The 26,144-nt window shown below is 69.2% G+C and carries 31 protein-coding genes; 19 read left to right on the forward strand and 12 right to left on the reverse strand.

The genetic code is table 11. The annotated features are described in order from the left end of the window. Positions 1-8 precede the first annotated feature (8 nt). The 3 genes from OVY01_RS08415 to mnmH all read right to left on the reverse strand — a co-directional run bounded on the left by OVY01_RS08415 (position 9) and on the right by mnmH (position 3,015). Complete coding sequence (locus tag OVY01_RS08415) at positions 9-674, reverse strand: FMN-binding negative transcriptional regulator (RefSeq protein WP_267847009.1); 666 nt, start codon at positions 672-674, stop codon at positions 9-11. Positions 675-777: 103 nt separating this feature from the next. Next, complete coding sequence (locus tag OVY01_RS08420; RefSeq protein ID WP_267847716.1) at positions 778-1,845, reverse strand: permease; 1,068 nt, start codon at positions 1,843-1,845, stop codon at positions 778-780. A gap of 93 nt (positions 1,846-1,938) precedes the next feature. Next, entirely contained in the window at positions 1,939-3,015 is a 1,077-nt protein-coding gene (gene mnmH, locus OVY01_RS08425) for a tRNA 2-selenouridine(34) synthase MnmH (protein ID WP_267847010.1), read from the reverse strand. Between the two features lie 204 nt (positions 3,016-3,219). Here mnmH and OVY01_RS08430 point away from each other — a divergent pair, with 204 nt between their 5' ends. The 5 genes from OVY01_RS08430 to OVY01_RS08450 all read left to right on the forward strand — a co-directional run bounded on the left by OVY01_RS08430 (position 3,220) and on the right by OVY01_RS08450 (position 8,741). Beyond that, entirely contained in the window at positions 3,220-4,206 is a 987-nt protein-coding gene (locus OVY01_RS08430; protein WP_267847011.1) for an aldo/keto reductase, read from the forward strand. A 112-nt stretch (positions 4,207-4,318) separates the two neighbouring features. Continuing rightward, positions 4,319-6,064, forward strand: coding sequence for a ShlB/FhaC/HecB family hemolysin secretion/activation protein (locus OVY01_RS08435; RefSeq protein ID WP_267847012.1), 1,746 nt, complete (start codon positions 4,319-4,321; stop codon positions 6,062-6,064). 107 nt (positions 6,065-6,171) lie between these two features. After that, on the forward strand, positions 6,172-6,654 hold the full coding sequence (locus OVY01_RS08440; RefSeq protein ID WP_267847013.1) for a type III secretion system chaperone: 483 nt from the start codon (positions 6,172-6,174) through the stop codon (positions 6,652-6,654). 19 nt (positions 6,655-6,673) lie between these two features. Continuing rightward, positions 6,674-7,141, forward strand: coding sequence for a type III secretion system chaperone (locus OVY01_RS08445; RefSeq protein WP_267847014.1), 468 nt, complete (start codon positions 6,674-6,676; stop codon positions 7,139-7,141). 25 nt (positions 7,142-7,166) lie between these two features. Continuing rightward, entirely contained in the window at positions 7,167-8,741 is a 1,575-nt protein-coding gene (locus OVY01_RS08450) for a hypothetical protein (protein ID WP_267847015.1), read from the forward strand. An 82-nt stretch (positions 8,742-8,823) separates the two neighbouring features. Here OVY01_RS08450 and OVY01_RS08455 read toward each other — a convergent pair whose 3' ends face one another. The 4 genes from OVY01_RS08455 to sctD are packed head-to-tail and all read right to left on the reverse strand — an operon-like array spanning position 8,824 to position 11,492. Further along, complete coding sequence (locus OVY01_RS08455; RefSeq protein ID WP_267847016.1) at positions 8,824-9,255, reverse strand: type III secretion system chaperone; 432 nt, start codon at positions 9,253-9,255, stop codon at positions 8,824-8,826. A 22-nt stretch (positions 9,256-9,277) separates the two neighbouring features. Continuing rightward, positions 9,278-9,544, reverse strand: coding sequence for an EscF/YscF/HrpA family type III secretion system needle major subunit (locus tag OVY01_RS08460; RefSeq protein ID WP_267847017.1), 267 nt, complete (start codon positions 9,542-9,544; stop codon positions 9,278-9,280). A gap of 2 nt (positions 9,545-9,546) precedes the next feature. Then, the gene (locus OVY01_RS08465) at positions 9,547-9,819 is read right to left on the reverse strand and encodes an EscE/YscE/SsaE family type III secretion system needle protein co-chaperone (protein WP_267847018.1); all 273 of its coding nucleotides are present in this window, start codon (positions 9,817-9,819) and stop codon (positions 9,547-9,549) included. A gap of 26 nt (positions 9,820-9,845) precedes the next feature. After that, a complete protein-coding gene (gene sctD, locus OVY01_RS08470; protein WP_267847019.1) occupies positions 9,846-11,492 on the reverse strand; it encodes a type III secretion system inner membrane ring subunit SctD in 1,647 nt (548 codons plus the stop codon). A gap of 91 nt (positions 11,493-11,583) precedes the next feature. Between sctD and OVY01_RS08475 the strand changes: the two genes are divergently transcribed. Then, the gene (locus OVY01_RS08475) at positions 11,584-11,961 is read left to right on the forward strand and encodes an STAS domain-containing protein (protein WP_267847020.1); all 378 of its coding nucleotides are present in this window, start codon (positions 11,584-11,586) and stop codon (positions 11,959-11,961) included. Between the two features lie 73 nt (positions 11,962-12,034). On the opposite strand, the gene sctV is transcribed toward OVY01_RS08475, so the two are convergent. Genes sctV through OVY01_RS08500 form a run of 5 tightly spaced genes read right to left on the reverse strand, consistent with a single transcriptional unit; the run spans position 12,035 to position 16,566 of the window. Beyond that, on the reverse strand, positions 12,035-14,164 hold the full coding sequence (sctV, locus tag OVY01_RS08480) for a type III secretion system export apparatus subunit SctV (RefSeq protein WP_267847021.1): 2,130 nt from the start codon (positions 14,162-14,164) through the stop codon (positions 12,035-12,037). Beyond that, positions 14,161-14,553: a type III secretion apparatus assembly chaperone SctY gene (gene sctY, locus OVY01_RS08485; protein WP_267847022.1), complete on the reverse strand. Its 393-nt coding sequence runs from the start codon at positions 14,551-14,553 to the stop codon at positions 14,161-14,163. Before sctY ends, sctV begins: the two co-directional genes overlap by 4 nt. 2 nt (positions 14,554-14,555) lie before the next feature. Then, positions 14,556-15,011 carry a type III secretion apparatus assembly protein SctX gene (gene sctX, locus OVY01_RS08490; RefSeq protein ID WP_267847023.1) on the reverse strand — a complete coding sequence of 152 codons (456 nt, stop codon included), beginning with the start codon at positions 15,009-15,011 and terminating at the stop codon, positions 14,556-14,558. After that, positions 15,008-15,379 (reverse strand): type III secretion system chaperone family protein, encoded by a 372-nt coding sequence (locus tag OVY01_RS08495; RefSeq protein ID WP_267847024.1) that lies wholly within the window; start codon positions 15,377-15,379, stop codon positions 15,008-15,010. The genes sctX and OVY01_RS08495 overlap by 4 nt, the downstream gene beginning before the upstream one ends. Beyond that, positions 15,376-16,566, reverse strand: a complete 1,191-nt coding sequence (locus OVY01_RS08500; protein WP_267847025.1) for a TyeA family type III secretion system gatekeeper subunit — start codon at positions 16,564-16,566, stop codon at positions 15,376-15,378. The genes OVY01_RS08495 and OVY01_RS08500 overlap by 4 nt, the downstream gene beginning before the upstream one ends. Before the next feature lie 185 nt (positions 16,567-16,751). On the opposite strand from OVY01_RS08500, the gene OVY01_RS08505 reads away from it, so the two are divergent. Genes OVY01_RS08505 through sctO form a run of 13 tightly spaced genes read left to right on the forward strand, consistent with a single transcriptional unit; the run spans position 16,752 to position 26,129 of the window. Continuing rightward, positions 16,752-17,189, forward strand: coding sequence for a hypothetical protein (locus OVY01_RS08505; protein WP_267847026.1), 438 nt, complete (start codon positions 16,752-16,754; stop codon positions 17,187-17,189). A gap of 27 nt (positions 17,190-17,216) precedes the next feature. After that, positions 17,217-17,756 carry a hypothetical protein gene (locus OVY01_RS08510; RefSeq protein ID WP_267847027.1) on the forward strand — a complete coding sequence of 180 codons (540 nt, stop codon included), beginning with the start codon at positions 17,217-17,219 and terminating at the stop codon, positions 17,754-17,756. A gap of 54 nt (positions 17,757-17,810) precedes the next feature. Further along, complete coding sequence (locus OVY01_RS08515) at positions 17,811-18,311, forward strand: SycD/LcrH family type III secretion system chaperone (RefSeq protein WP_267847028.1); 501 nt, start codon at positions 17,811-17,813, stop codon at positions 18,309-18,311. Then, complete coding sequence (gene sctE / locus OVY01_RS08520; RefSeq protein ID WP_267847029.1) at positions 18,308-19,609, forward strand: type III secretion system translocon subunit SseC family protein; 1,302 nt, start codon at positions 18,308-18,310, stop codon at positions 19,607-19,609. The genes OVY01_RS08515 and sctE overlap by 4 nt, the downstream gene beginning before the upstream one ends. Before the next feature lie 55 nt (positions 19,610-19,664). Next, positions 19,665-20,543 (forward strand): hypothetical protein, encoded by an 879-nt coding sequence (locus tag OVY01_RS08525; RefSeq protein ID WP_267847030.1) that lies wholly within the window; start codon positions 19,665-19,667, stop codon positions 20,541-20,543. Positions 20,544-20,599: 56 nt separating this feature from the next. After that, positions 20,600-21,154 (forward strand): tetratricopeptide repeat protein, encoded by a 555-nt coding sequence (locus OVY01_RS08530; RefSeq protein WP_267847031.1) that lies wholly within the window; start codon positions 20,600-20,602, stop codon positions 21,152-21,154. Positions 21,155-21,158: 4 nt separating this feature from the next. Continuing rightward, positions 21,159-21,653, forward strand: coding sequence for a tetratricopeptide repeat protein (locus OVY01_RS08535; RefSeq protein ID WP_267847032.1), 495 nt, complete (start codon positions 21,159-21,161; stop codon positions 21,651-21,653). Positions 21,654-21,655: 2 nt separating this feature from the next. Continuing rightward, positions 21,656-22,120: a type III secretion system inner rod subunit SctI gene (gene sctI, locus OVY01_RS08540; RefSeq protein ID WP_267847033.1), complete on the forward strand. Its 465-nt coding sequence runs from the start codon at positions 21,656-21,658 to the stop codon at positions 22,118-22,120. After that, the gene (gene sctJ, locus OVY01_RS08545) at positions 22,117-22,911 is read left to right on the forward strand and encodes a type III secretion system inner membrane ring lipoprotein SctJ (protein WP_284700755.1); all 795 of its coding nucleotides are present in this window, start codon (positions 22,117-22,119) and stop codon (positions 22,909-22,911) included. The genes sctI and sctJ overlap by 4 nt, the downstream gene beginning before the upstream one ends. After that, a complete protein-coding gene (locus tag OVY01_RS08550; protein ID WP_267847034.1) occupies positions 22,908-23,654 on the forward strand; it encodes a hypothetical protein in 747 nt (248 codons plus the stop codon). Before sctJ ends, OVY01_RS08550 begins: the two co-directional genes overlap by 4 nt. After that, the gene (locus tag OVY01_RS08555) at positions 23,624-24,295 is read left to right on the forward strand and encodes an HrpE/YscL family type III secretion apparatus protein (protein WP_267847035.1); all 672 of its coding nucleotides are present in this window, start codon (positions 23,624-23,626) and stop codon (positions 24,293-24,295) included. The genes OVY01_RS08550 and OVY01_RS08555 overlap by 31 nt, the downstream gene beginning before the upstream one ends. Next, on the forward strand, positions 24,295-25,623 hold the full coding sequence (gene sctN / locus OVY01_RS08560) for a type III secretion system ATPase SctN (protein WP_267847036.1): 1,329 nt from the start codon (positions 24,295-24,297) through the stop codon (positions 25,621-25,623). Before OVY01_RS08555 ends, sctN begins: the two co-directional genes overlap by 1 nt. Further along, positions 25,620-26,129, forward strand: coding sequence for a type III secretion system stalk subunit SctO (gene sctO / locus OVY01_RS08565; RefSeq protein WP_267847037.1), 510 nt, complete (start codon positions 25,620-25,622; stop codon positions 26,127-26,129). Before sctN ends, sctO begins: the two co-directional genes overlap by 4 nt. Positions 26,130-26,144: the final 15 nt, after the last annotated feature.

The raw sequence follows: 26,144 nt of genomic DNA on the forward strand, positions 1-26,144 counted from the left end.
GATCTCTTTCAGGAAAGCGGCGGGGGCGGGAAGGGAGCCGGGGCCGAAGCGGCGGGAGCCATCTGCGCGGCGGTGTTCCGGTCGGCCGGATCGGCGCTGGCGGCGAGTCCGGCGGCCACGCCCGCGCGGTCTTCGGCGCTACGGTTCTGGCTCATCTTGCGTTTGCCGTCGAGCCGCGCGATCGGCAGGCGGATGCCGACGATGTGGCGCAGGTGCGCGCTGACGAATGCCGCCGGTGCGTCGGCGACCGCCCAGGGCGCGGCACGCTCCGCTTCATGCCGTTCGGTCAGGCGCGTGACCACCGCGAGCAGCCGGTCGGGGTCGTCGAAGAATTCGACCGGACCATGCGCATGCACCGTGACGTAATTCCATGTGGGTACGACCTTGCCGTCGCGTTGCTTGCTCGGATACCACGAGGGCGATACATAGGCGTCCGGACCCATGAAGATCGCCAGCGCCGCGCCATCGATCGCGGTTCGCCAAAGCGGGTTGGCGCGGGCGATGTGGCCGTACAGCGTGCCGTGCGGGCCTTCGCTCGCGTCCAGCAGCAGCGGCAGGGGCGTGGCGTCCAGCCCCGCGTCGCCGTGCGTCACCAACTGGGCGATGCGCGCCTGGCGGATGGTCTGGTGCAGGAGCGGCAGGCTGCCTTCTTCGAAGGCGGGCGGGATGTACATGGCGGGTCTCCGGGGGCCGGATGCCATTATGTCGCGGAACCCGCCGGCGCGATAGCCAGGGCCGGCGGTGCTTTTCGCGCTCTCGCGGCCCGGCCGTCGGGCCTCAGAACCGCAGCAGCACCGCCAGGAAACCGCCCGCCAGCCCGAAGGCGAGCACCGAGACGACGACGAGCGCCAGCACCTTGGTCGGGAACGAGCGTCCGACCATGACCAGCGACGGCAGGCTGATCGGCGGCAGCGTCATCAGCAGCGCCCCTGCGGGACCTGCCGCCATGCCGAGCGAGAGCATGGCCTGGATGATCGGCACCTCGCCCGCCGTCGGGATCACGAACAGCATGCCGGCCACCGCGAGCGCGGCGATCCACAGCACTTCGTTGCCGATGTCCGGACCGATATGCGGAAACAGCCAGGCACGCGCCGCGCCCAGCAACAGCACCAGCACCAGGTATTCCGGCACCAGGCGCAGCGTCATGCGCGCGAGGATCCTCATCCAGCGCGCGAACGTGCCGCCGGTGGCGGCCTGGCCCTCGGCCGCGGTCACGGCGGTGTGCAATTGCGCGCGCGCGGCCACCGCGTCGATCGGCGTGGCGAGCCGGCTGACCAGATAACCGGTGCCGAACACCATCAGCACGCCGAGCACGAGGCGCAACGCCGTCCAGTGCCAGCCAAGCACGAAACCCATGAACACCAGCGTCGCCGGGTTCAGTACCGTGTTGCCCAGCCAGAAGGCGATCGCCCCGCCCGCCGACGCGCGCTGCTGGCGCAGGCCGACGACGACGGGCGCGGCGCAGCAGGTGCACATCATGCCCGGCAGCGACAGCATGCCGCCGGCGGCAACGCTGCCGAAACCGGTGCGCCCGAGCGTCTTCGCGATCCAGCGCGGCGGCAGCAGCGCCTGCACGGCCGAGCCGAGCAGCAGCCCCAGCACCATTGCCTGCCAGATCGCCTTGCCGTACGCCCAGGCATAGTCGAGCGCAGCCTGCAGCGACGCCGGCGGCGCGGCGCTCGCCTTGCCCATCAGGATCGAATTGCCGATCGCATGCTGACCGGCCGCGACGAATGCGCGGTGGTAATAGGGCGACCACTTCACGTAGAAGAGCCCGGCGACGGCGAGGGCGAAGAAGACCACGATGCCCCAGACGGGGGTCGCGACGGGCTGCGGAGGGCTCAGGCGCGCTTTCACGATATTTTCTGGATAAACCGCGGTGCGGGCGCTGGGGCCGGTGGCGCGGTGTCGGTGGGCGGGAGTGCGGGGCGGGACGTCTCAGCCGGCGGCCGCCGGATCGCCGGCCGCCGGATACCGTAGCGCGGCCAGCAGATCCTGCGCCTGCGTGACGCTGTCGGGTGCATTCGGCTCGAACCGGAACGGCAGGGCGGCGCCGCGCGCGCTGAAATGCGCGTGGCTGCTGCGCGAGTACGCGGGATCATAATGCTGATCGATCAGCGCGTCAAACAACGCGGCCCGCGCGCCCTGGTCGATCAGGGCATGCCAGTGCGCGATCGTGTCCTTGCTGTGCAGCCCGACCAGACGGGCGAGTTGCCCCTTGAGGGCGTCCGGCGCATCGAACAGGTGGTGATAGTCCTGCAACAGGAAGGCGATCCGCGAGGCGCGCTCGGCGTGCACCGCCACGCAGTCGCCGCCGTGGATGCTGTGCAGCAAGGTATCCGGCAGGGTGATGCTGCCGATCTTGCGGCTTTCCGCTTCGACGAAAACGGGCCGCGCCGGGTCGAAGCGCGCGAAGGCATTGACCAGCGCCGTGTCGAAGCCTTTTTGCGACGGCTGCGCGCGCGTGGGCAGCGCGCCGAGCAGCGAACCCCGGTGCGCGGCGAGATCCTCGAGGTCGAGCGTCTGCGCGCCCGCCGCCGCCAGCGCCTGCAGCAGGCGTGTCTTGCCGCTGCCCGTGTGGCCGGTCAGAACGATGTAGCGAAACGCCGCCGGCTGCGCCGCGAGCGTGTCGCGCACCCAGCTTCGGTAGGTTTTGTAGCCGCCTTCGAGCTGTCGGGCGCGCCAGCCGATCAGATCGAACCAGGTCGTCATCGCGCCCGAACGCTTGCCGCCGCGCCAGCAGTAGATCAGCGGTTTCCACTGGCGCGGGCGGTCGGCGAACAGCGTATCGAGGTGCCGGGCGATATTGCGCGCGACCATCGCCGCGCCCAGACGCGTGGCCTCGAACGGCGACTCGCGGTAGAGCGTGCCGATGACGACGCGCTCTTCGTTGCCGAGCACCGGCGCATTGATCGCGCCCGGCAGGTGGTCTTCGGCGAATTCGAGCGGCGTGCGCGCATCGATGATGTCGTCGAATTCGTGGCGCCGGTCGAGCGTAACGCGGAGATCTTTCATTCGCAGGCGCGCCCGAAGGCGCAGACGTGAAACGGGAAACGGGAAGAGAAAGAACGGCGGGACGGCGTGCCGTCCGCGCCGGATTATCGCATTGATCGCCTGCCGGGGCGCCGACGGCCTTTTCGGGATGCGGGGATAATCGATCGAGGATGTCATGCACTTTCACAGGTCTGCGCGCGCGGACCGCGATCCGGAGTCGAAAACATGCTGGGAAAGCGTCTGTTGGGAAAACAAGGTCTGGAGGTGTCGACGGTCGGCCTCGGCTGCATGGGCATGAGCCAGTCGTACGGGCCGGCCGACGAAGCCGAGGCGATCGCGACGATTCATCGCGCGCTCGATCTCGGTGTCACGCTGTTCGACACCGCCGAGGTCTATGGACCCTACACGAACGAGGAACTGCTCGGGCGGGCGCTGAAGGGGCAGCGCGAGCGCGTCATCGTCGCCACGAAGTTCGGGATGAAGATCGAGGACGGCAAGATGGTGGGCGTCAACAGCCGTCCGAAGCATCTGAAGCAGGCCGTGGAGGGGTCGCTGCGGCGCCTGGGCATGGACCATATCGACCTGCTCTATCAGCATCGCATCGATCCGGACGTACCGATCGAGGACACGGTGGGCGCGATGTCGGACCTGGTGCACGAAGGCAAGGTGCGTTTTCTGGGATTGTCGGAGGCGGGCGAGGCGAACATCCGCCGCGCGCACGCCACCTTTCCGATCACCGCCCTGCAGAGCGAGTACTCGCTGTGGGAGCGGAACCTCGAACCGCGCCTGATCGGCGTGCTGCGCGAACTGGGCATCGGCCTGGTGCCGTTCAGCCCGCTGGGCCGCGGCTTTCTGACCGGTACGGCACGGCGCGCGGAAGATTACCCGAAGGACGATTTCCGGCACGACGACCCGCGCCTGCAGGGCGAGAACTACGATGCCAACATGCGCGCCGCGCAGGTCGTCGCCGAGATCGCGCGACACAAGGGCGTCAAGCCCGGGCAGATCGCGCTGGCCTGGGTACTGCATCGCGGCGCGGACATCGTACCGATTCCGGGTACCAAGCGCCGCACCTATCTGGAGGAAAACGTCGCGGCGGCGTCGATTACCTTGTCGGTCGACGAGATCGCCGCACTCGACGCGGCGTTGCCGGCCAACGTCGTCGCCGGGGCGCGCTACAACGAAGCACGGATGGCCGCGGTCGACCGCTGATCCCGCGCCACGCCCATTTTCGGAAATGGCGTCGTAAACGGGCGTTGTTTGACGCGTAGATTTTTCCGGTCCGCGCTACTTTAGCATCTGTTGAACTTTCAGCCGACAACAGATGACCATTGCACCTTTTCGCCTCCGGACCCTGAGCGTCACTGCGGCGCTGCTGCTCGCCGCGTCGGGCGGCGCCCTGGCGCAGAGCGCCAGTCAGGTCGTGCCGCCAAGCTTCGCGCCGGACGGCGCCCAACCGCATTTGCAGCCGCTTGTCGACGGTCTGCCGCTCGCGGCGCAGACGCCGGCCGAGGGCGAAGGGCAGCGCAGCGTGCATCTGCGCGAGGTACAGCTTGAGGGTGGCCTGCCGTCGCTGCGCGCGGCCGACGATACGCTGGTGCGGCGCCTGCAGGATCGGACCGTGACCGTGAACGACGTCTACGCGGCGGCGCGCGCGCTCGAAACCGCGTACGCGCAGGCGGGGTACGTTCTGATGCGCGTCGATCTCGCACCCGGGCAGATCCAGGACGACCAGCCGCTGCGGTTGACCCTCGTGGGCGCCTACATCGATCGCATCGACATCGCCGGCGTCTCGGGCCGCAACCAGACGCGCATCGCCGCGACCCTGCACCCGTTGATCGGTCATCGCGACGTGACGCTGGGCGCGATCGAGCAGCGCATGATGTTCGCCGAGCAGCCCGCCGGCATGCGTCTGCATGCGGTCATCCTGCCGGGCGATACGCCCGATGCGAAGGTGCTGTCCGTGACCGTCGTCACGCGCCCCGTCGAGGGCTTTGTCGGCGCGGGGAACGGTTATGGCTCGTCGCTGGGACGCGACTGGGTAAACGCCGGCATCGACTTCAATTCGCCGAGCGGGTATGGCGAGCGTTTCTATCTGCGCGCGGCGGGCCATCCGGCGCTCGGTTCCGACGGCTTTTTCTCGAGCACGTCGCGCGACCGCGTGCTGGCCGCCGGCGTCGTGCTGCCGCTGGGCCTCACCGGCACCAGCCTGAACCTGGAATACACCGACGCCCGCACCCTCGCGCCGATCGACGATCTGTCCACGCTGGCCAGCAGCCACTACAAACGCCTGTCGATCCACTACCGGACCGACTATATCGGCGGGCGCGACTGGATGACCTCGCAGGAAATCGGTTTCGATGCGACCGAAGAGCGCTTCGGGCTGGCCGGCAACGATACCGCGGCGCTCGACCGCCTGCGCATCCTGCGTTTCGCGAACGCGTTCGCCTGGCACGCGCCCCGCGCCGGCGTGCTGACCGGCAGGGTGGCCTTCTCCGTGGGTCTGGACAAGCTGGGCGCGCGCTCGGCCGAGGAAGACTACGAAAACGGCACGACGCTCTCGCGCGCCAATTCCACCGACGCGCTGCGCAAGCTGGACCTGAGTCTGGGCTATACGCAGACGTTCGCGCCGCATCTCGCGCTCGACGTGAAGGCGCGCGGACAGACCGCGTTCAACCAGTCGCTCGTCTATTCGGAAATGCTCAACATCGCGTCGCCCGACGGTCTGTCGAGTTTCAACTGGGGCACCTTGCTGGGTGACGCCGGCTATGTGGCGCGCGGCGAGATATCGTCGCCCTGGCAGGTGTCCGAGCGGGGTGTCACGCTCGGCGTCGCGCCGTACGCGTTCGCAGGGTACGGTGCGGTGTTCCGCCATAACGCCCAGTCATACGAACACGGCGCCGTGCACGCGGCCGACTACGGTATCGGCACGCGCTTCGTCAGCGCACCGGATTTCCACGCGCTGGGACTGCGCGGCGCCAGCGTGACGCTCGAACTGGGCAAGCAGCACCGCGACGACGGCCGCGCGAACGCCACGCAGATTTCGGTCAACGGCGTGTTGCGGTTCTAGCGGTCGCGGTCCCGTCCGGCGCCCGCATGGAACTCTGCCCGACCTTCCGGTTACCCACGATCCGGTTCGATCGGCAGGGACGAACGAAGGGTTCCCGGAGGGGATGGATGAACTACACCGAGCTGATCGGCGCGCTGAGTCTGGAAATGCGGCTGGATCTCACGGGCACTGCGCGCCCGGAACATGACGACGATCGCGACCGGACCTATACGATTCGCTTCGACGCTGCGGTGGACGTCATGGTGCAATTCGCGAGCGACGCGCCGGAGGCCCGCGAACCGGCTCCGCGCGGCGGCACGGAAGCGGCGGCGCGCGATGTCGTCCATCTGCACGCGGTGCTCGCGCCAGCCGTGGGCGGGGCCGCTGCCCGGGCGCGCGTGTTCGCGGCATTGATGCAGATTCACCTGTTCGGGGTTGCCACCGATGGTGCGTATTTCGGCTTCGACGCCGAACGGGACCGTGTGACCTTGTCGAAGGCACAGCCTCTTTGCGGGATCGATACCGAGCAGGCGTTGCGCTCGGTGGCCTCCTTCGTCGACCAGTGTTTCCGGTGGAACGCGGCGCTGCCATTGCTGGCGGCATCTGAATAACGGTTTTTCGGGAAAAGCGATGCGTTATGTCGATCTCCTCGCGGCGCTGGGACTGGCGTCCCGGCTGGATCTTGCCGCGGCGGCGCACGCGGGCGCCTGCACGCTGGTTTTCCATGAAACCTTCGAGTTGACGATCAGCGCGGCCCCGGATGCGCGGCAGGTGCGCCTGCATGCGCCGCTCATTGCGCTCGGCGCGAGCGGCGAGCGGGATCGTGCACGGGTGCTCGGGAATTTGCTGCAGATCGCCGTGCCGCGCGCCACGCGGCATTGCGCGCATTTCGGCTTCGACCCGCTGCTCGACCGGATCATTCTTTTCAAGACGATCGATCTCGCTGCGGACGGCGCGGCTGCGCAGGCCGTGCTCGCGGTCGAATCGTTCCTGCGTCAAGGCATCGAATTGCTGCACACCTTGCCATCGCTGCTGCATCCGGCGCCGGATGCGGCGGCGCGGCACATGGCGTTACCCTCTACGTCGACGTTTGTCTGACCCCCTTTTGTTCGAGGTCGTAAAAATGGATTCACCGGCAGGAGTGGGCAGGGACCGGACGGTTACCCCGGCGCATGCCGATCCGGCGGCAACGTCGGCCGCTCAGGCGGCGGGGACGGTGGGCGAGACGCTCGGCGCGCAATTGCGCAACGTCATGCTCGACGGCGCGGCGCAGCATGTCGATCCGCTCATCAGCGCGGCGACCGCCATGGCGGCGGCGTATCCGGTGCAGGAGACGGGGCTGGCCGGGCGGACGGCGCAGGTGCGCCCTTCGGGAAGCGGCGCAGCCGCGGCAGGGGTGCGCCCTGCGATGCCGGCAAGCGAGCGCGACCTCGCCGATGAAATGCTGCGCATGGTCAGCCCGTTTCCGATGGCCCTGCTCGGTGTCCATGGCCCGGTCGACGGGACCCGGCACGTTCCGGTACGTGCCATCCAGGAAGCGCTGCGCCGTCTCGGCGAGCGTCATCCCGACGCCGCGGCGTCGGCGCTGCCCGCGTCCCGAGCGGCCGGCCCGGCGGCCCTGTGGCAGTCCCTCGCGCCCGCGCAGATCGCGCCGCTGGGGGCGGTGTGCGAAATACGGCCGCGCTTCGCGGCGGACGGTGTCGGAAACGGTTTCGATACCGTTGCGCGCGAGCGGTTCCCGGTCGCGCTCGGCAGGCTGTCCACGGGACCCTATCCGCTGGACTTCGACGCGGCGTCCCCGAGCCAGGGCGGCGTGCGCTTCGTCGCCGGTTTTCCGGTGGGCACGCCGCAGGACTACGGCGGCTACCGGCTCGACCCGGGGTTCGCCGCCGAGGCGGCCGATCTGGCGTTGACCTTTCCGGACAGCGCGGCCGTGGCGGCGGCGCGTCCGGCAGGCGCCGGGGAGGCGGCGGCGTTCTCCGCGCCGCTCCCGTTGCTTCCGCCAGTCGCCGGCGCGGGATCGCGGCCGGTCAACGCCGCGCAGGCCGCCGTTTTCGCGCGGCTGTATCAGGCCTGTCGTGCGGATCATGCGATGATGACCGCCGTCTCCGGTCTGCTCGGCGTCACCAAGGCCATTTACGGATTGGTCGCGAGCACGTGCGATGTCTTCCGGGCGTCCGATGACGTGGATGAAGAGTGCGATCTGTTTTTCGTCGAACAGGAGCAGTACCTGCGCCTCGCGCAGCATCCGAGCTTCGCTTTCGAAGTGGCCGGGGGCGCGGGCCAGGACATGGAAGTGCGCATACGGGCGGTCTATCCGGTGGCGGGATACCGGGGCGAGCCCGAGGCGCGCTGGCGTGTGGCGCGCGGCGCGGGCGAGAGCCACGTCACGTTCGCCACGTCGTTTTCGATCCGGCGCGCGGCCAGCCATGCCGCGCCGTCAGGCGCGACACAACGCACGACACAACGCGCAGCACAACGCCCGGCGGAGCGCCCGGCGGAACGCGACGCGGCAGCGCAGCGGGAAACCGCGCAATGGCTCGACCGGCTCTTCGCGGGGGATGCCGGCATCCCGGATGCCAGGGCGCGCGGCGATCAGCCGGAGCGGATCCTCGCCGTGCGGGGCGCGACCACGATATCGGTGGCGATCGAGAATCAGTGGCGCTTCGACCCCGTTTCCGGGGACTGCATGCCCTGAACGTGGCATGGCTACGCGCAACGCCCGGCGCCGGCAGACGGCGCGCACGGAGAGCTTGGCGCGGCGTCTCGACTCCGGCATTTCAGTTCATCTCGTGCGCCCGCGGTTCGCATGGGCGTTCGATCTCGTCGCGCCACAGTATGGCGATGGCGTGAAAGGCCTGCAGCAGGTCGGACAGCGACAGCGCGTGGGTCAGGGGAATCGGCGTGCGCGCGCACAAGGTCACGACGCCGGTCGTGCTGTGCCGCCCGAGCGTGCAGCCCGCCGTGCCGGTGCCGAGATGATTGGCTTCGAGCAGCAGACGGTCGATCGCCTGCTCGCGTTCCCGCGCGGGCTTGCCCAGCGACGTATAGAGCAGGATGTCGCCATTGTGCGCGTCGCCTTCGCACATCAGGCCGATGCGCAATTCGCCGATCAGCAATTCCTCCGACGCCAGCAGGCGCGTGGCGCACAACCCGTCAAGCAGCGCGAGTTCCTCGAGCAGGGCGCGATAGGAAGGCAGCGTCGGCGTCATCTTCCAGAGGTTCCGGCACAAGTTAGCTTGCTTTCTGGATGATGCCTTTCAGCGAGTCGCCCAGATCCTTCACCAGCGTGCTCTGCACACTGCCGATCAGGGTCCATTTCTGGATCGCGACCTGCAGGGCGAGCAGATCGGTGGTCGACGTGCTGTTGCCGGCGGTGCTGAGCAGCGAGCTGATATTGCTTTCGGCGCTGGAGAGGGCGGACGTCATCGACGTCGAAACACTGTCGAAGGTGATGCCGCCGCTGCCGCCGGTGGTGCCGATATTGCCGAACGTGGACATGGTCAGTTCCTGGAGGACGCGATCGGTGAGAGGAGGGGGTGCGGCTCGGTGCGCGGCGGTCCGCCGGGTTGCGCCGCGAGCACGGCGCGCGCGGCGCGCAGCGCCTCGGCGCACGCGAGCACGATGGCGAAATGGTCCGGCGGCAGGCCCCGGCGCAGACGCCGCTCCAGGCGCGTCTGCGCCTGCGCGAACTGCTCGGCGAGGCGCTCGCCCACGTGTGCGCCGTCGCTGCCGGCAAGCCGGGATTCGAGCGGGGTGACGATACCAGATGACATGTCCCATTCCGTTGCGGTTACGACAATCAACGCGCGACGATCACGCGCCGGGGTCCATCGAACACGATCCGTCCTTCCTCGACCGATACCAGCCGATACTGGCGATACGCTCCGCCGGGCAACAGCCGGCCACCCCCCGCGACGACCACCGACGGCAACGCGCCGCCGGTCACCGACACGATCGCGAACGGCAGACCCGTCGCGACGAACGGCGCCGACGCCGTTCCCATGCGCGCGCGCAGCGGCAGGCGCTTGCCGTAGACGCCGCGAAAGGCCGTCAGCGCGCGGTCGAACCGGTCCGCGTCGGTGCCGGCCGGGGCATCGATCTCCAACGCCGCCGTCGTCCACGTCACCCGTGCGCCGACGATGCCGGCCCCGCGCAGCGCGTCCCGCAGCGCCTGCTCGATGGCCGCGCGCGGCAGCAGGTGCCGGTCGATCAACACCGCGCCCGGCACCTGCTCGCGAAACGCCCGGCGCAACGCGTCGCGCTGCGTGTCGGTGTCGATCGCGCCGGACAGATCGACGCGACCGGCGCCGTCGTAGCGCGCCTCGATCGTGGCGGAAAACGTGTCCGCCAGCTGCTGCGCCGTCGCGACCGCTTCGGTTTCGATCAGGACGCGCATCGCCGGCATCGGCGTCAGTTGCGCAAGGGCGTCGGCGAGCGCGTCGCGCTGCGCGGTATCGGCCAGCCAGCCGGTCACCGCGATCAGCCCGTCGTCGGTCGTCCCGAGATGCAGACGCTGCGCCAGACCCAGACGCTCCAACAGCTTGGTAACCGCGGCGGGCGATTGGTTCTGCGGCGGCCCCGCATGCGCCGACGCGACGGCGTGCGGAAGCGCATGCCGCAGCAAGCCCGGCAGCGGGGTGAACATCATGACCAGCGGCATGGCCAGCCCGATCGCAATGGCAACCGGGAGGCCGGCGCGTCGCCAGCCGCGGGGCCGGGCGCGGCGGTCCGCCGCCGCCGGGGCATCGGCGTCGGTTGCTGCGGCTGCGGCGACCGCCTTCTTCGTGTCGGTGTCGAGGCGCGATGCCGACGCGTCGCGGAGGGCGTGCACGGGCGCAGGGCCGTCCGACGTCACGTCCGACAGGGCACCGTCGCGTATCGCGTCGGGCCGCGCGCCCGTCGCGCCGTCGGCGCGCGGGGCTTCCTCGCGGGCCAGGGCGGTGCCGCCGGCGAGGGCCGCGTTCTGCGTCGGCCAGCGCGTGCCCGCGAGGGCAACCGTGCATGCGAGCCCGGACAAGACCAGCGCCTGCCCGAATGCGAAGGCGGCGTTGGCATCCTCTCCGGCGCCTTCCCCGGCGCCTTCCCCGGGGACGTCCCCGCCGGCACCCGGTGAGCGGTCTTCCTGCTGCGGCGTCGCGGTCTCCCGCACGTGCCAGCCGCGCCGGTCCGACGCGAGCCGGACATGCAGGATCCGCGCTGCCAGCGCCGCGTCCTGCAGGACGATATCGCAGTCGGCACGGGCACCGATACGCACGCTGGCGGCAGTCGCGGGCGGCCATGCGAACCGTGCGCCGGCATGCAGTCCCGCGAGCACGCGAAACTCGAACGCGGCATGCGCCGCATCGAATCCGGCGTCGTCGAGCTCGGCGGGAACGCCAGCGCCGTCGGACACCGTCGCATCGAATGCAGGCGTTTCACGCAAGCAATCCTGATCTTTTCTCTTCATGGTATGGCCGGGAAAGCGATGACGGCGATAAGATGGCGCGACAGGGGTGCGGTTTTCGTATCCAGCAGTGTTTTACCAAGGAGTCTTCATCATGCAGCTTGAACAGGAATCGATCGGCGCGCATCATGTCCTGCGCCCGGTCGGCAGGCTCGACGGCATCGGCGCGCCCCTGCTCGAAGCCGCGATCGAACGTCATGTCGCGGAAGGCGGCCGGCAACTGGTCCTCGATTTTTCCCGCCTCGTCTACATCAGTTCGATCGGCCTGCGCGTGGTGCTGATGGCCGGCAAGCGCCTGCCTCGCGCGGGGGGCGGCGTCGTGCTGGCGACGTTGACGCCGAATGTGCGCGAGGTTTTCGAGATGAGCGGTTTCATTGCGTTGTTTCCGGTATTCGACGACCTTGCCACCGCGCTCGCGAGTCTGCCTGACGGGCGGATGGAGGAAGGCGTCGGCGGTTCCGCCGGCGCATAGGGTGACGGCAGGCGGCAGGAGGCGCTGCCATCGCCCGCCATGCCCGCCGTGCCTTGCAGGCGTCGCCACCCCCTTACAGCACGACACGGTCGAGCGGCTGGACGTTGATCTCGGGCGTCAACTCCTGATACGACAGGACCGGCAGTTCGTAGAGGTCGGCTTCGATCAGCTTGCGCAGATAGCGCCGGATATCCATCGACGTCAACAGCACCGGACGATGCCCGGCGCGACCCAGCTCGCCGACGGTGCGCTGGATCGCGCTCACCAGCGCTTTCGTCACGCCGGGGTCGAGCGCGAGATAGCTGCCGCCCGAGGTCTGGCGAATCGACGCGCGCAGCGTGTCCTCGATCGACGGCGCGAGCAGGTAGGCCGGCAGGATATTGCGCCCGCTCGAGAACTTGTAGCTGATGTGGCGCTTCTGGCTGATGCGTACGTACTCCGTCAACAGCACCGAATCCTTTTCCTTCTGCCCCCACTCGACCAGCGCCTCGAGCACGCCGCGCAGATTGCGCACGGAAATGTCCTCGGACACCAGCCGTTGCAGGATCTCCGCGATCTTCTGCACCGGCATCACGCGCAGCGCCTCCTTGGTCAGATCGGGGAAGCGCGTCTCCATCGCATCGATCAAAAAGCGCGTTTCCTGGATGCCGATGAATTCCGCCGAATATTTCTTCAGCACGAAGGCGAGGTGATAGGTCAGGGTCTGGCTCGCGTCGAGGGTGACGATGCCGGCATCGCTCAGCGTCTGGCGCAGCGTCGCCGGTGCCCAGAGCGTGGGAATGTTCGGCAGGAAGGCGGTATCGGTTTCGAACGGCAATTGCAGCGCTTCGAGGTGATGCTGCTGGTCGCGCACCAGCAGATGGTCGGGGCGCAGCCGGCCGGTCGCCACCGGTACCTCGGACAGCAGGATGTGGTACCGCTCCTCGGTGAGCCTTTCCGAGAAGCGCAGCGAGATGCCGGGAAACGGCACGCCGAGGTCCGCATACAGCGCGCGGCGGATCTTCAGCAGTTCCTGGTCGAGCACCTGCGCGTCGAAGCTGCGCCGCAGCCCGGCGGCGATCTCCACGATCAGCGGCACCGTGGGCACGAATTCCGCCTGCTCGGCCGCCGCCGGCGCGGCCGATGCAGAGGATCCGGGGCCGGCACCCGCCGCGCGCAGGCCGGGAATGTCGTGGATTTCGGTCACCGCGCCGGTCTTTTCGTCGACGACGCGCCGGGTGGCGCGCAGCAGGACGAAGCCGACGAGCGCGATCGGAATGGCGAGCGCGGCGAACGCGCCCATCGGCATGCCGGGGATCAATCCCATGCCGAGCGCGATGAGCGCGCCGATCAGCAGCGCGCGCGGCTGCGCGAGAATCTGCGTGCCGATGTCGCGGCCGACGTTCGACACGTTGTCGTCGACCTGCACCCGCGTGACCATGATGCCGGCGCAGATCGCGATGAACAGCGCGGGAATCTGCGCGATCAGGCCGTCGCCGATCGTCAGCACCGAGTAGGTGGCCACCGCGTCGCCCGCGCTCATGCCCTGCTGCATCGTGCCGATGACGATGCCGCCGAGCAGATTGACCGCGACGATGATCAGTCCGGCGATCGCGTCGCCCTTGACGAACTTCATCGCGCCGTCCATCGAGCCGTAGAGCTGGCTCTCCTTTTCGACGCGCTGGCGGCGCTGCCGCGCTTCGGTCAGATCGATCGCGCCGGCGCGCATGTCGGCATCGATCGACATCTGCTTGCCCGGCATCGCGTCGAGCGAGAAGCGTGCGGCCACCTCGGCGACGCGCTCGGCGCCCTTCGTGATGACGACGAACTGGACGATCGTCAGAATCAGGAAGACCACGAGCCCAACCACGAGATTGCCGCCGACCACGAAATTGCCGAAGGTCTCGACGATGTGCCCGGCGTCGCCCTGCAGCAGGATCAGCCGCGTGGTGGAAATCGAGATCGACAGCCGGAACAGCGTCGTGATCAGCAGCACCGACGGAAACGACGAGAACGCGAGCGGCGACGGCAGGTACATCGCCACCATCAGCAGCACCGCCGAGAGCGTCATGTTCATCGCGATCAGCACGTCGACCAGCCAGGTCGGCAGCGGCAGGATCATCATGAAGACGACCGCGATCAGCCCGATGGCGAGCAGGATATCGTTGCGGCTGGTGGCGAGCGCGACCGCGCGTTGCAGCCGATGGTACAGGGAGGCGCTCATGCGTGTGGCGCCGCCGTGGCGCGCGCGCGGCGCGCGTCGACGAAAGCCGCCATGGCCGCGGCGGCTTCGTCCGGGCGGTGCAGCGCGCCGAGCGCCTGCGCGCGCAGCAACTGGAAGGCGGGTTCGAGCCGGGTGCGCAGCGTCGCCCGTTCGAGCGTCGTCAGCGCGGCGCCGGGCCGGCCGATGCGCAACTGCGCGAGCGCGAGCGCGCCGCACGCGCGCTCGTTCGCCGCGCCGGTGGCGAGCAGGGCTTCCAGCAGCGTCGCGGCATTGTCCGGGCGGCGGTTCTGCAGGTAGACGAAGGCGAGCAATTCCAGCAGGGCCAGGCTTTGCGGCGTCAGGGCGGGCGGGGCGCCGGCCACCGGCGACGCGTCGAGGGTTCGCGGCATCGTCATCCCTTGTGCAGCAGGTTCCAGTTCATGGTCACCTCGGCACGCAGATCCAGTTCACGCCGCACCACGCGCAGTGCGCGCGCGAGGATCCTGTCGCCGCCGGCACCCGCGCCGTTGTCCGTGGCGGCACCCGGGCTGGTTTCGCGCGCGGCGTCGCTGCGCGCCGCCGCGCCGAGCGTACGCTGCAATTCCTGCGCGACGCCGTGCAGCGCTTGCGAAAACACCTGGGGTCCCAGGAGGGCGTGATCGGTCAATTGCGGCTCGAACGCACTTTCGAGATAGTCGGTCAGGTCGGGCCTGTCGAGCAGTTGCCGCAGCGACGCGCTGGCCTGCCGGCCCGGGGGCAGCAGCGTCGTCAGGCCGGCGGGCAGCGCATCGAGCGGCTGGTCGTTGACATAATCGATGCGGTCGAGGCCGCGATCGAGCGCGTACGGTTGCGAGGAGAGATCGATCATCGCGGCGGATTCCATTCATCGAGAAACGTCAGGAGGCGGCGCGCCTCGCGAAACGACAGCGATCGGGCGCCCAGGTGCGCCACGGCGAGCAGCGCCGGCTGCCCCGCATGATCCTGGACCACGACCTGCACCGGCCAGGGCGGCGCCTGGCTCGCGTCGGCACGCTGCATCGCGTCCAGCAGGCGCTCGCCGAGCGCATGGGGCACCGGCTCGGCGACGAACAGCACCAGCGCGTCATCGTGTTTTTCAAAACCGAAACGGCGACCCGAGGCGAAACGGAGCGACACATGACCGCGCGCGTCGAAGCGCAGCATGGTCAGGCCCAGGTCGCGGCCGAGCGCGTCGAGGACGTCATCCACGTGGTTCATGTGTCTGCCTCGCTGGCGTCGATCAGCGTATCGAGCGCGTCCTGGGCCGCGCCCAGCACCTGCTCGCGGTGATCGCCGTCGTGGAAGATCTGGACCGGCAGGTCGCGCAGGATCGCGCGCAGGCCGGTGAGCAGGCCGATCTGGACGTGCGCCGCTGTGCCGCCCTCGCTGCTCGCGAGCGCGGCGAAGCGGTTCGCGGCGGGCCAGCGTTCGTCGCTCAACGCGACGATGGCGGCCATCAGGCGGTGGGGGCGACCATCGTCGGTGACGGCGGCAACGCCGCCGAGATGCGCGGCGGTGCGCGCTACGGCACTCGATAGCGATGCGCAGCGTCCCAGCACCGTAAGCGCGGTGGCCGCGTGGAACTGGTCGTGCAGCAGGGCGTGCAGCCGCACCGCGTCGGTGGACGGGCGCGCCGCCGCCAGATCGCGGCCCAGCGCCTGCGTCAGCCGGGTCAGCGCGGCGCGGGGGTCGGTGCCGCCGAAAGGACCCAGCAGCGTCTGCAGGGTGGCGGCCAGCGTGCCCTTGCCCAGCACCACGTCGCGGTAGCCCGTCTGGAAGCGCCGGACGTCCGTGGCGGTGTCGCCGGACGCGCCGGCCACGGCGATCGTGTTCAGGTCGGCGCGGATCCATGGCCCCTGCGTCAGGGCGAGATGCGCCGCGACATCGCGCAGCCGCTCGAGCGTGGCGAGGGCGGCTTGCCGGTCCTGCGGATCGGTGCGTTGCGCGAGACGCCGTTCGCCATGCCGGAGCGCCTGCTGCAACAGGAGGAACTGGCCGCTCGGGTCGTGCGGATGGGCGTGCGTCAGACGCTCGCGCGGGCCGGGCGGACGGTTGCCCAGCAGGCCCTCGATCAGTTCGCGCCGCAGACTGCCGTCGTCCTGCTTCGATGCATCGAAGTAGGCATCGATATCGTCGTCCGAGAGGTCCAGCCGCTCGTCGGCCCGGGCGTCGTGCTCGTCGAGTTCGAGCATTTCGGCCGCTTCGGTGAAATGCAGGCTGATCTCTTCGGCGGCGTCGGCCAGCGACGGTGCCTCGGGCAGCAGCGCGAGCGCCGCGCCGCGGTAGGTAGCGGTGGCGCCCGGCGCGTCGCCCGCGCGCGAAAAGACATCGGCGGCATCGGCGTCGCGGACGTCGTAAACAGGACTCCCGGTACGGAAGCCCGCGTCGAATGGGATGGGTGCCATGGCAGCAGGGTGGAGAGTGACCGGAAGAAGTAACCGGCGGGCGCGGGAAGTTCCGTCGCGTGCCGGCGGGGCGGGCGGCGGCGTCATGACGGCGGAGTCGATGGAACCGGCTGGCGATAGCCGTTACCGATGCTGCATGGTCCGTGGCCTTGTCGGCGGCGACCCACGCGAAAGAGGACATGACCATGGCGCAACGGCAGCAGACGGATCAGCAGGGCGATCGGGCCGATCGGGCCGATCAGGAAGCCGCCCGCCAACAGGCGAGCGCGGCGTTGATCGCGCGTGCCGAAGCCGTGGTGCGCGAGATCGAGTTCGACATGGACCGCGCCGCGCGCCATTGGCGTCGCGCGAAAATCGACATCCGCGCGGCGACGGCGAAACTGCATGCCGCGCAGGAGGCCGAGGCGCGGCGCCATTTCGAGGACGATCTGCGCGCAGCCGACCTCTATGCGGCCGAGGCGCGGGTCGTGCCGACGAGTGCATCGATGCGTGGGGCGATGCACTCGCCGATGGCTTCGCCAAGGGATTCCCCGATGCATGCACCGGTGAATACGCAGCACGAAAGCGATGCACCGACAACCGCCCGTAACGGGGCGCCGCGCAAGCTGCGCAACCTGGTGTAGGGCGGAACACTTCTCATCGAGGCCGATATGACGAGCATTCAAGACCTATCCGCTACCGCGACGGTGGATTTCTCTCCCGGAGAAAGTCTGGATACCTTGATGATGGAGGTACAGCTCAAGCGCGCGAACCTGCTGGAGGGCGAGCTGCGCACGCAGCTCCAGTCGGTACAGGACGCGAACGGCAAGATGTCGGCGCTCAACAGCGTGTCGGCGTTGATGAACCAAAACACCGCGCTGTTCAATACGACCGATACGAGCAAGGGCGTCGACAGCCTGAGTGCGGCGGATCAAGCAACCTTCAAAGCGAACACCGCCCAGATCCAGGCGATTTGCGAGGCCAACGGCATCTCCACCACCTACGCGTCGAACGGCGATTCGCTGGGCGTGATGAACGCGAACATCACCACGCTGAAGAGCCAGGTGGATGCGACCAGCAATATCCAGCAAACCGATCTGTTGCGCGTGCAGAGCCTGTCGTCGAACTATAACTCGGCGTTGACGCTCGCGTCGAATTTCCTGAAATCGATGAACGATGCGAAGAGCGGCATCACTTCCAGCATGCGCTGACGGGCGGCGTGCCCGTGCCGCGTGTGTGCCATTTCCTTATCGGGACCTCATTTCATGAATGCAGCAACGCTTCCCGGAAACGATTCGCGCGTCGAGACGCTGGCGCGCGAGTTGCCGGATTTGCTCGCCGGCGGCGGGACGGTCGGGACGCTGCTCGGCTATCCGCCCGAGCGGATCGAGGCGGCCTATGGCCATGCGCGCGCGCTTTACGAAGAGGCGCGGTACGAAGACGCGTTGAGTCTGTTCGCATTCTTGTCGTTCAACGACCATCTGGCGCCACGCTATCACTGGGGCCTGGGTGCCTGCGCGCAGGTGCTGGGCCGGCACGACGAGGCGATGCAGGCGTACGGGATGCTGGTCGCGATGGACATGAGCGACCCCGCGCCGATCTACCGGATCGCCGAGTGCCTGCTGGCGCTGGGCCGGCGCGACGAGGCGCGGGAAACCCTGGACGTCGTGGTCGCGCTTGCCGACGAGGATACGACCGAACACCGCGCGCTGCGCCGTCGCGCGCAGGCCATGCTGGCGTTATTGAAAGGAGATGCCGCATCATGACCGTGCTTCGTTCCTCGACCTTGCCGTCGTTTCCCGCGACGGGAGATGGCGCGGCGGATGCGACCGACGCCCCGACCACGGGATCGCCCGCCGCGGGATCGTCCACGCCCGCCGCGGGATCGCCCGCCGCGGCGGACGCCACGCTGGCCGCCGCCCGCGCGGTGCTGGCGGCGCTCGCCGCGTCCGGTTTTCCCGGGCTGGAGGGAACCGGGGCCGGCGCGACGGGCGGCGACGGCCTCGACAACGCGAACGGTGCGCCGTCGCTCGCGCCGGCCAGCTTCGTCGGCAACGTGGAAGACGTTGCGCTGCTGTTGCAGACCGCGCAGGACAACCTGTTGAACCAGCGGCTGGCCAGCGCGAAAAGCGCGATCGACGTGGCGAGCAGCAAGGCGGCCGTCAGCAACAAGGACCAGGCGCAGAAGGTCCAGGACTGGATCAAGAACAGCGAGAAGGCGCACAGGAAGCACAGCGGCATCATGGGCTGGCTGACCAGCATTTTCAAGGCGATCGCCGCGGTGGTCGGCGTGGTCGTCGCGGCAGTCGCGACGGTGGCGACGGGGGGCGCGGCGGCGCCGCTGCTGGCGGTCGCCTGCATCGGTCTGGCCAGCGCGACGATGAGCCTGGCGAGCCAGATCAGCGTCGCGGCGGGCGGTCCCGAATTGTCCCTGACGAAATTGCTCACGCAGGGCGGCACCAAGCTGTTCGAGGCACTCGGCATGCGTCACGACGCCGCCGAGAAGGCCGGCGACATCTTCGCCGGCGTCGTGGGTATCGGCACCGGCGCGGCGTTGATCGATCCGGGCCTGGTCGGCACGCTCGCGACAGGCGTGGCGAAGTGCCTCGGCGCGCATGCCGACACCCTCGCGATCCTCAATGCGGTGGTGACGACGGTCGCGGTGATCGCGACCGCGATCGCGATGGCGGCGATGGGCAATGTGGGCGGCGCGGCGAATGCGGCGGCAGCGGCCACGAGCACGGCAGTCAACACCGTGAAAACGGCCGGCGCGGTGATGGGCGGCATCGGCGGCGTAACACAGGGCGTGGACCAGGTCGTTCAGGGCGTGCAGACGCTGGACCGTGCGAAAGCGGAGAAGGCCGTCGGCGACGCGCGGGCGGACATGAAGGAGAACACCGCGACGCTGATGCGATTGCAGAGCCAGATGGAGCGGTCGCGCGACGAGATCAAGAAGGTCGTCGAGCAATTCCAGGCGGCGTTCGAGCGCCTGTCGGGGATGCTGGAAAACGCGTCGCAGACCAGTCGTCAGATCAACAGCAACTTCGTTCCGGCGGGCGCGTGACGGGCCGCACGGTGCCGTCGCCGCAGTATGTGGAACGCTCAGTAGAGGTCCGAAAATGAACACCATCGATGCATCCCTCCGGCATGCGAGCCTGGCGGTATACCTGCCTTCCGACACCGATGAGCAGGGCGCCGCCGACACCGCGACCTCGGTCGCGGCTGCACGGGGCATGTCCGCCTCGTCTGCTGTGCCGGACGCGCTGCTGCGGACGAGCGCGGTGCATCTGGGCCTGCTCGCGTCGCTGTCCGATGCCCCGGGCAACCCTGCCGCCACGCTGCCGCCGCCCGCCGCCGATGCCTTGTCGGCCGATGCGGGCACCGCGTTGCAGCGCGCCTTGTCGGCCAATGCGGACACCGGGACGCTCAGCGTGGACATTACCCAGTTGATGGCGTTGATGACGAAATTCGCGCAGGAGGTACGCACCGCCCGCAGCCAGGATCGCACGGCATCGCTCAATACGCAGATGCTGTCGCTGTCGCAAAGCGCGAACGAGATCCGCGAGGCGGCCGCGAAAAACTATGCCGCGACGATGGTGCAGGGCGCGCTGCAGATCGGCGGCGGCGTGTTGCAGGGAGCAAGTGCCACCGTGTCGCTGGGCAGCACGAAGGCGGCGGTTGGCGCGGGCCTGCAGTCCGATGCGGGCCAGTTGCTTGCCGCGCGTGCCGGTATGCAGCAGGGCATGGGCAAATCGCTGAGCGAGAGTGTGTCGGGCATGGGCACGATGGCATCGGGGGCACTGGTCCAGGACGCCAGAAATCACGATGCCGAGCAGGCGCAGGACGAGGCGATGGCCAAGCGCAGCGAGGCGAACGCCGGCACCGCGGGCGATGCCGTCTCGAAAATGGATCAGGTGATCGTCAGCCTGCGCGACATGGGCCGAACGATGAATCAGACGCGCAGCGACACCGCGGCCGCCGTGATTCGCAACGTGTGAGACCGGTGATGAATTCCCTTGCAATAAACGATGCCGACGGCGGTACGGACGTGAGTATGGACGCAAGCGCCGGCATGGACGCAAACCCGGGCGCGGACATCGGTGCAAGCGTCGCGCGCCTGCGCGCGGCGCTCGCCGCCGCGCCGCTGAGCCAGCGCTACACGTCCGGCGAACTCGAAACGGTCTACGCGTTTGCGCATGCGCAGCTCGCGCGCCGGCGTTTCGCCGAAGCGTTGCCGATCTTTGCCTTCCTCACGCAGTACGCGCCCACGGCATTGTCCTACCTTGACGGTCTGGGGTGCTGTCTGCAGCAGTTGGGGCGTCATGACGACGCGATCCAGGTCTATGCCTTCATCGGCATGCTCGCACCGGAAGCGCTCGACGCGAGCCTGCAGCTCGCGCACTGCCTGCTCGCGCAGCAACGGCATGAGGCCGCCCTCGGTTTGCTCGGGCTGCTGGCCCGGCATGCCGCCGCGCCTGGCGCGGCGCATCCCGCCAGCGCGCGCGCGGCGGGCTTGCTGGCGCTGCTCGGGCAGCCGCCGGCGGGCGGCGCGGCGGTCGAGAAGGCCGGCTGCCCGGCACGCGGCGCCGCCGAGCTGCTCCATGAATAGCCTTATGCATAGCCCCACGAGTCTTCCCCTGAGCCGCCACGTACGTCACGCGGGCGATCGTGCGCGGAGCGAGCCGCGTACGCATCCACAGGATGAGCCGGATGAGCCGGGCGACGACTCCCTGACCGGCGCCGAAATCGGTTTGCTGACGGAAGTCGGTTTCCTGGCCAGCGCGGCGGGCGACGTCGAGCGGGCCGGCACGATCTTCACCGCCCTGATGGCCTTGCGGCCGCGGCGGGCGTTTCCGTATATCGGGCTCGCGCTCGCCTGGCTGAACGCCGGCAAGCCGGGCGAGGCGGTGGCGGTGTTCGAGTGCGCGCCGCCGGTGGATGCCGCCGAGTTGCCCGATCTCGCGATCTATCACGCGCTCGCGCTGCAACTGGCGAGCCGCCTGGGGGAAAGCCGGCGGGTGCTGGCCGGCATCGATCCGGCCGGCGCATCGCCCGTCGTCAGGCGGCTTGCGCACGGCATGGGCGGCGATGCGACGGGGGCCGCATGAGCATGCCGATTTCCCTATCGTCGGGTGCCGCGGCAAGCGCGTCGCTCGCGCTCCCCGCGGTGCCGCCGCCCGCGTCCGCCGACGCGCATCTGGTGGCGCGCTTCGAGACCGCGCTGCAAGGCGCGCCGTCGGCCGGCGCGATGTCTGCGGATGCGGTCCCGGGTACCGTCAACGCCGCACCGGATGCGGCGAACGTCGTTCCCTCCTGGAACACCGCGGGCGTGGCGCCGGCATCGGGCACGCACGCCGGCGAGCGGATTCTTGCGACGCTGCATGCCTTCTCGACGGGGGCCGGCGATGCCTGGAACCGGATGACGCAGTTCGCGACGGTCGCGGGCGAGCCGACGATGGCGCACCTGTTGCAGATCGAGATGGGCGCGATGCAGGCGTCCGTGCAGTTCGACTATTTCGGCAAGATCATTTCCCGCTCGACCCAGAACATCGATCAGTTGATCAAGACACAATGAACCGCGCCGCAAAATGTCGCCCGGACCTGTTGCGGTGGATGATGCCGCGGATGGTGCTGCTGCTGGGCATGCTGACCCTGCTCGCCTCGCTTGCCGCCTGCGGCGCGCGCGTCGAGCTGATGGGCGCGGTGCCGGAGGACGAGGCCAACGAGATCATGTCGACCCTGCTCAACGCGGGCGTGTCCGTCGACAAGCGCATCGCGAAGGCCGGCGTGACCTTGTCCGTGCCGTCCGATCAGGTCTCGCGCGCGCTCGACGTGATGCGCGCGCACGGGCTGCCCCGCGAGCGTTTCACCGGCATGGGCAATGTGTTCCGCAAGGAGGGCCTGGTGTCGTCGGCGCTGGAAGAGCGCGCCCGCTACGTCTTCGCGCTGTCGCAGGAACTGGGCGAAACCCTGTCGCAGATCGACGGCGTGGTGAGCGCGCGGGTGCATGTCGTCTTGCCCGAGCGCGGCAACATCAACGAGGCCGCGACGCCGGCCACCGCCGCCGTCTTCATCAAGCACAAGGCCGGCATGAGTCTGGATGCGCTGCAGCCGCACATCCGGCAGATGGTCGCCAACGGCATTCCCGGTTTGTCGGCCGACCACGTCACCGTCTTCATGGTCGCATCGCCCGCCGCCCCGGTGCCCGCCGCCATTGCGTGGCGCACGGTCCTCGGGCTGCATGTCGCGGCGGAATCGGTGCAGGCGCTGTGGTGCTGGATGGTCCTGGCTTTTGCCGCGACCTGCGCGCTGGCGGGTAGCCTCGGGTGGGTCTACTGGCGCGCCGCGCGCGCGTCCGGCCGATGAACGCGCCGGTTCTCCTGGAGCTTGCACGGCGCGCGACGTGGCCGCCATCGGTCGCGGCACGTCTCGACGCGTTCGAGCGGCTCGCGTCGCATGACGTGCATCCATCCCGATGCGCGCATCCTGCCGCGCAGACCGCGCAGACCGCGCAGACCGCGCTGGCGTCGTTCGGCGCATCTGGCCGGGCGATCTGGCATCGCCATCGGTCGCGGGCATTGCGCGCCGAGCAACCGCTGCTGGCGCGCGCGCTGCCGGCGACGTTGCCGGCGGATCTGCTGCGCCTGGTGCTGCTCGAGCCGGCGGCGCTGTCCCGTCTGGCCGACGCGGGCGGCGTGGTGTTGCTCGCGCCGGGGATCGGCGCGACGATTGCGCGCGACGCGGTCGCCCTGCTGCGGCACGCGCTGGGGGAGCCGCTCTATCAATTCGCGATCCATGCCGCGCGTACCCATCATCCGGGGCTCGCGGCAAGCCGGCAGTGGCAGGCCGAGGAGAGCGCGAGCCGCTTCGTGGCGCGGATCGCGCCCCTGGGCTGGTCGGTCATCGACGCCGCGCTCGGCGCGGCGGACCCGGGCGTGCTCGCGCGCGTCGCGCTCAAACGCGCGCCGGTTGCCGCCGACGCGCAAACGCTCGCCGTTGCGCCATCGCCGCTCCCGGCGTTCACCGCCCGCGAGGCGCTGACGCTGATCGACACCCTGCTTTCCCACTTCGAGCCCGCATGGTTTTCGTCATTCAACGCGATTCGCTGAACCCCACGCGCGTGGCCGTCGCCGTCGATTCCGCCGCGCCCGTGCTCAAGGCGGGCGAGCATCGGCTGCTGGTGGATGCGCGGCGCATCCTCGACGAGGCGGCGCGGCAGGCCGAACGCATCGTCGGCGAGGCGCGCGCGGTGCATGCCGCCGAACGGGCGCGGGGTTTCCGGGAAGGCAGCGAGGCCGCGCGGCTCGAACACGCCGAGCGGATGATCGAGAACGTCGGCCGCGCGATCGACTATTTCGAGCGGGTCGAGAAGGACGCGATCGACCTCGTCATGGGCGCGGTGCGCAAGATCATCCACGATTTCACCGACGCCGAGAAGGTCGCGATCGTGGTGCGCGGCGCGCTTGCCGCGGTGCGCAACCAGAAGCAGATCACGTTGCGCCTGCACCCCGACGACGCCGCCACGGCGAAGCAGCGGCTCAACGATATCCTCGCCGGCTTTCCCGCGATCGGTTTCATCGACATCGTCGCCGACGGCCGTCTCGCGCCCGCCGCCTGCATCCTGGAAACCGATATCGGTCTGGTGGAGACCAGCCTGGAAGGGCAATTGGGCGCGCTGCAGCGCGCGTTCCAGCAGGTGCTGGGCGAGCGGGGGGATGGCGCAGGCAGCCTCGCGGGCGGAGCGGCATAGTGCGCAGCTTCGACTACATCACCGAGATGATGCGCATGGCGCTGCTCGACGCCACGACGATGCAGGTTCGGGGCCGTGTCACGCAGGTCTCGGGCACCATCATCCGTGCCGTGGTGCCGCGCGTGCGCATCGGCGAGATCTGCGTGCTGCGCGATCCGGACGGCAATTTCGAAATGCGTGCGGAAGTCGTCGGCTTCGCGCGCGAGGCGGCATTGCTCACGCCGATCGGCGACATGTACGGCCTGTCGGCAAGCACCGAGGTCATGCCCACGGGCCAGGCGCATCGCGTGGCGGTGGGCGAGGAACTGCTGGGCCGCGTGCTCGACGGCCTCGGACGGCCCCTGGACGATCCGCACAGCGGCCCGCTGCGCACCGGCAAATACTATCCGGTCTTCGCCGAGGCGCCCGATCCGCTCACGCGCCGCATGATCGAGCGGCCGATCGATCTCGGCGTGCGCGCGCTCGACGGTTTGCTGACCTGCGGAGAAGGGCAGCGCATGGGCATTTTCGCGGCAGCGGGCGGCGGCAAGTCGACGCTGCTCGGCATGCTCGTGAAAGGCGCCGACGTCGATGTCACGGTGGTCGCGCTGATCGGCGAGCGCGGGCGCGAGGTGCGCGAGTTCATCGAACGCGAGCTGGGTGCCGAGGGGCGGCGCCGCGCGGTGATCGTTTGCGCGACCAGCGACCGCTCGTCGATGGAACGGGTGAAGGCCGCCTACGTCGCCACCGCGATCGCCGAATATTTTCGGGATGCGGGCCAGCGCGTGCTGTTCCTGATGGACTCGGTCACGCGTTTCGCCCGCGCGCAGCGCGAGATCGGCCTCGCCGCGGGCGAGCCGCCGACGCGGCGCGGCTACCCGCCGTCGGTGTTCGCGACGTTGCCCAAGCTGATGGAGCGCGTTGGCATGAACGCGCACGGCTCGATCACCGCGCTGTACACGGTGCTGGTCGAGGGCGACGACATGACCGAGCCGATCGCCGACGAAACCCGTTCGATCCTCGACGGCCACATCGTGCTGTCCCGAAAACTCGCTGCCGCGAACCATTATCCGGCGATCGATATCCTTGCGTCCACCAGCCGCGTGATGCACGCGGTGACGCAGCCGTCGCATCAGGCCGCGGCGGGCCGCGTGCGTGAGCTGATGGCGAAATACGACGAGATCGAGCTGTTGTTGAAGATCGGCGAATACCAGAGCGGTGCGGACCCCGTGACCGACGAGGCGATCGCCAAGCACGACGCGATTCTCGCTTTTCTCAAGCAGGGCACGCGCGAACGCATTCCGGCCGCGCAGACGCAGGCGGCGCTGCTCGCGCTGGCGCGCCCATGAGCATCGTCGACGACGTGCTGCGCATCAAGCAGTTTCGCGAAGCGCAGGCGGAACTCGCGCTGCGCCGGCAACGGCTGCGGGTGGTTCAGGCGAACGCGGCCCGCGACGCCGCACGCGACGAGCGCGACGTGCATCGTGCGTTCGCCGCGGAGGAGGAGGTGCGCCTGTTCGGCGATCTGCTGGGACGGCTCGTGCAAGTGCGGTCGATCGAAAACGTGCGGTCGCGCGTCGGCGCGCTGGCAGGCGAGGACATGCGGCTCGATGGCGAGCTATCGGGCGCCGAGGGCGTGCTGGACGAAGCGCGCGGCGTGCTGGAGCAGTGTCGCTTGGCGCAGCGCCAGGCCGAGCAGCGCCGCGAGACTTTCACCGAGCTGGTGCGGCGCCATACCGGCGCGGCGCGGCGCGAGGCCGAGCGGCGCGAAGAAGGGGAGTTGGAGGAAATGGGCCTGCTCGCGCGCGAGCGCGAGCAGGCGCGGTACGAACCGCAGGATGACGAAATATCGTAGGCAAACGGACACAAC

Source organism: Robbsia betulipollinis (assembly GCF_026624755.1).
Lineage (GTDB): Bacteria > Pseudomonadota > Gammaproteobacteria > Burkholderiales > Burkholderiaceae > Robbsia > Robbsia betulipollinis.

Coding starts and splice junctions, on each gene's coding strand:
- OVY01_RS08415 (WP_267847009.1), bottom strand. CDS start 674: ATGTACATCCCGCCCGCCTTCGAAGAAGGCAGCCTGCCGCTCCTGCAC.
- mnmH (WP_267847010.1), bottom strand. CDS start 3,015: ATGAAAGATCTCCGCGTTACGCTCGACCGGCGCCACGAATTCGACGAC.
- OVY01_RS08430 (WP_267847011.1), top strand. CDS start 3,220: ATGCTGGGAAAGCGTCTGTTGGGAAAACAAGGTCTGGAGGTGTCGACG.
- OVY01_RS08435 (WP_267847012.1), top strand. CDS start 4,319: ATGACCATTGCACCTTTTCGCCTCCGGACCCTGAGCGTCACTGCGGCG.
- OVY01_RS08440 (WP_267847013.1), top strand. CDS start 6,172: ATGAACTACACCGAGCTGATCGGCGCGCTGAGTCTGGAAATGCGGCTG.
- OVY01_RS08445 (WP_267847014.1), top strand. CDS start 6,674: ATGCGTTATGTCGATCTCCTCGCGGCGCTGGGACTGGCGTCCCGGCTG.
- OVY01_RS08450 (WP_267847015.1), top strand. CDS start 7,167: ATGGATTCACCGGCAGGAGTGGGCAGGGACCGGACGGTTACCCCGGCG.
- OVY01_RS08455 (WP_267847016.1), bottom strand. CDS start 9,255: ATGACGCCGACGCTGCCTTCCTATCGCGCCCTGCTCGAGGAACTCGCG.
- OVY01_RS08460 (WP_267847017.1), bottom strand. CDS start 9,544: ATGTCCACGTTCGGCAATATCGGCACCACCGGCGGCAGCGGCGGCATC.
- OVY01_RS08465 (WP_267847018.1), bottom strand. CDS start 9,819: ATGTCATCTGGTATCGTCACCCCGCTCGAATCCCGGCTTGCCGGCAGC.
- sctD (WP_267847019.1), bottom strand. CDS start 11,492: ATGAAGAGAAAAGATCAGGATTGCTTGCGTGAAACGCCTGCATTCGAT.
- OVY01_RS08475 (WP_267847020.1), top strand. CDS start 11,584: ATGCAGCTTGAACAGGAATCGATCGGCGCGCATCATGTCCTGCGCCCG.
- sctV (WP_267847021.1), bottom strand. CDS start 14,164: ATGAGCGCCTCCCTGTACCATCGGCTGCAACGCGCGGTCGCGCTCGCC.
- sctY (WP_267847022.1), bottom strand. CDS start 14,553: ATGCCGCGAACCCTCGACGCGTCGCCGGTGGCCGGCGCCCCGCCCGCC.
- sctX (WP_267847023.1), bottom strand. CDS start 15,011: ATGATCGATCTCTCCTCGCAACCGTACGCGCTCGATCGCGGCCTCGAC.
- OVY01_RS08495 (WP_267847024.1), bottom strand. CDS start 15,379: ATGAACCACGTGGATGACGTCCTCGACGCGCTCGGCCGCGACCTGGGC.
- OVY01_RS08500 (WP_267847025.1), bottom strand. CDS start 16,566: ATGGCACCCATCCCATTCGACGCGGGCTTCCGTACCGGGAGTCCTGTT.
- OVY01_RS08505 (WP_267847026.1), top strand. CDS start 16,752: ATGGCGCAACGGCAGCAGACGGATCAGCAGGGCGATCGGGCCGATCGG.
- OVY01_RS08510 (WP_267847027.1), top strand. CDS start 17,217: ATGACGAGCATTCAAGACCTATCCGCTACCGCGACGGTGGATTTCTCT.
- OVY01_RS08515 (WP_267847028.1), top strand. CDS start 17,811: ATGAATGCAGCAACGCTTCCCGGAAACGATTCGCGCGTCGAGACGCTG.
- sctE (WP_267847029.1), top strand. CDS start 18,308: ATGACCGTGCTTCGTTCCTCGACCTTGCCGTCGTTTCCCGCGACGGGA.
- OVY01_RS08525 (WP_267847030.1), top strand. CDS start 19,665: ATGAACACCATCGATGCATCCCTCCGGCATGCGAGCCTGGCGGTATAC.
- OVY01_RS08530 (WP_267847031.1), top strand. CDS start 20,600: ATGGACGCAAGCGCCGGCATGGACGCAAACCCGGGCGCGGACATCGGT.
- OVY01_RS08535 (WP_267847032.1), top strand. CDS start 21,159: ATGCATAGCCCCACGAGTCTTCCCCTGAGCCGCCACGTACGTCACGCG.
- sctI (WP_267847033.1), top strand. CDS start 21,656: ATGCCGATTTCCCTATCGTCGGGTGCCGCGGCAAGCGCGTCGCTCGCG.
- sctJ (WP_284700755.1), top strand. CDS start 22,117: ATGAACCGCGCCGCAAAATGTCGCCCGGACCTGTTGCGGTGGATGATG.
- OVY01_RS08550 (WP_267847034.1), top strand. CDS start 22,908: ATGAACGCGCCGGTTCTCCTGGAGCTTGCACGGCGCGCGACGTGGCCG.
- OVY01_RS08555 (WP_267847035.1), top strand. CDS start 23,624: ATGGTTTTCGTCATTCAACGCGATTCGCTGAACCCCACGCGCGTGGCC.
- sctO (WP_267847037.1), top strand. CDS start 25,620: ATGAGCATCGTCGACGACGTGCTGCGCATCAAGCAGTTTCGCGAAGCG.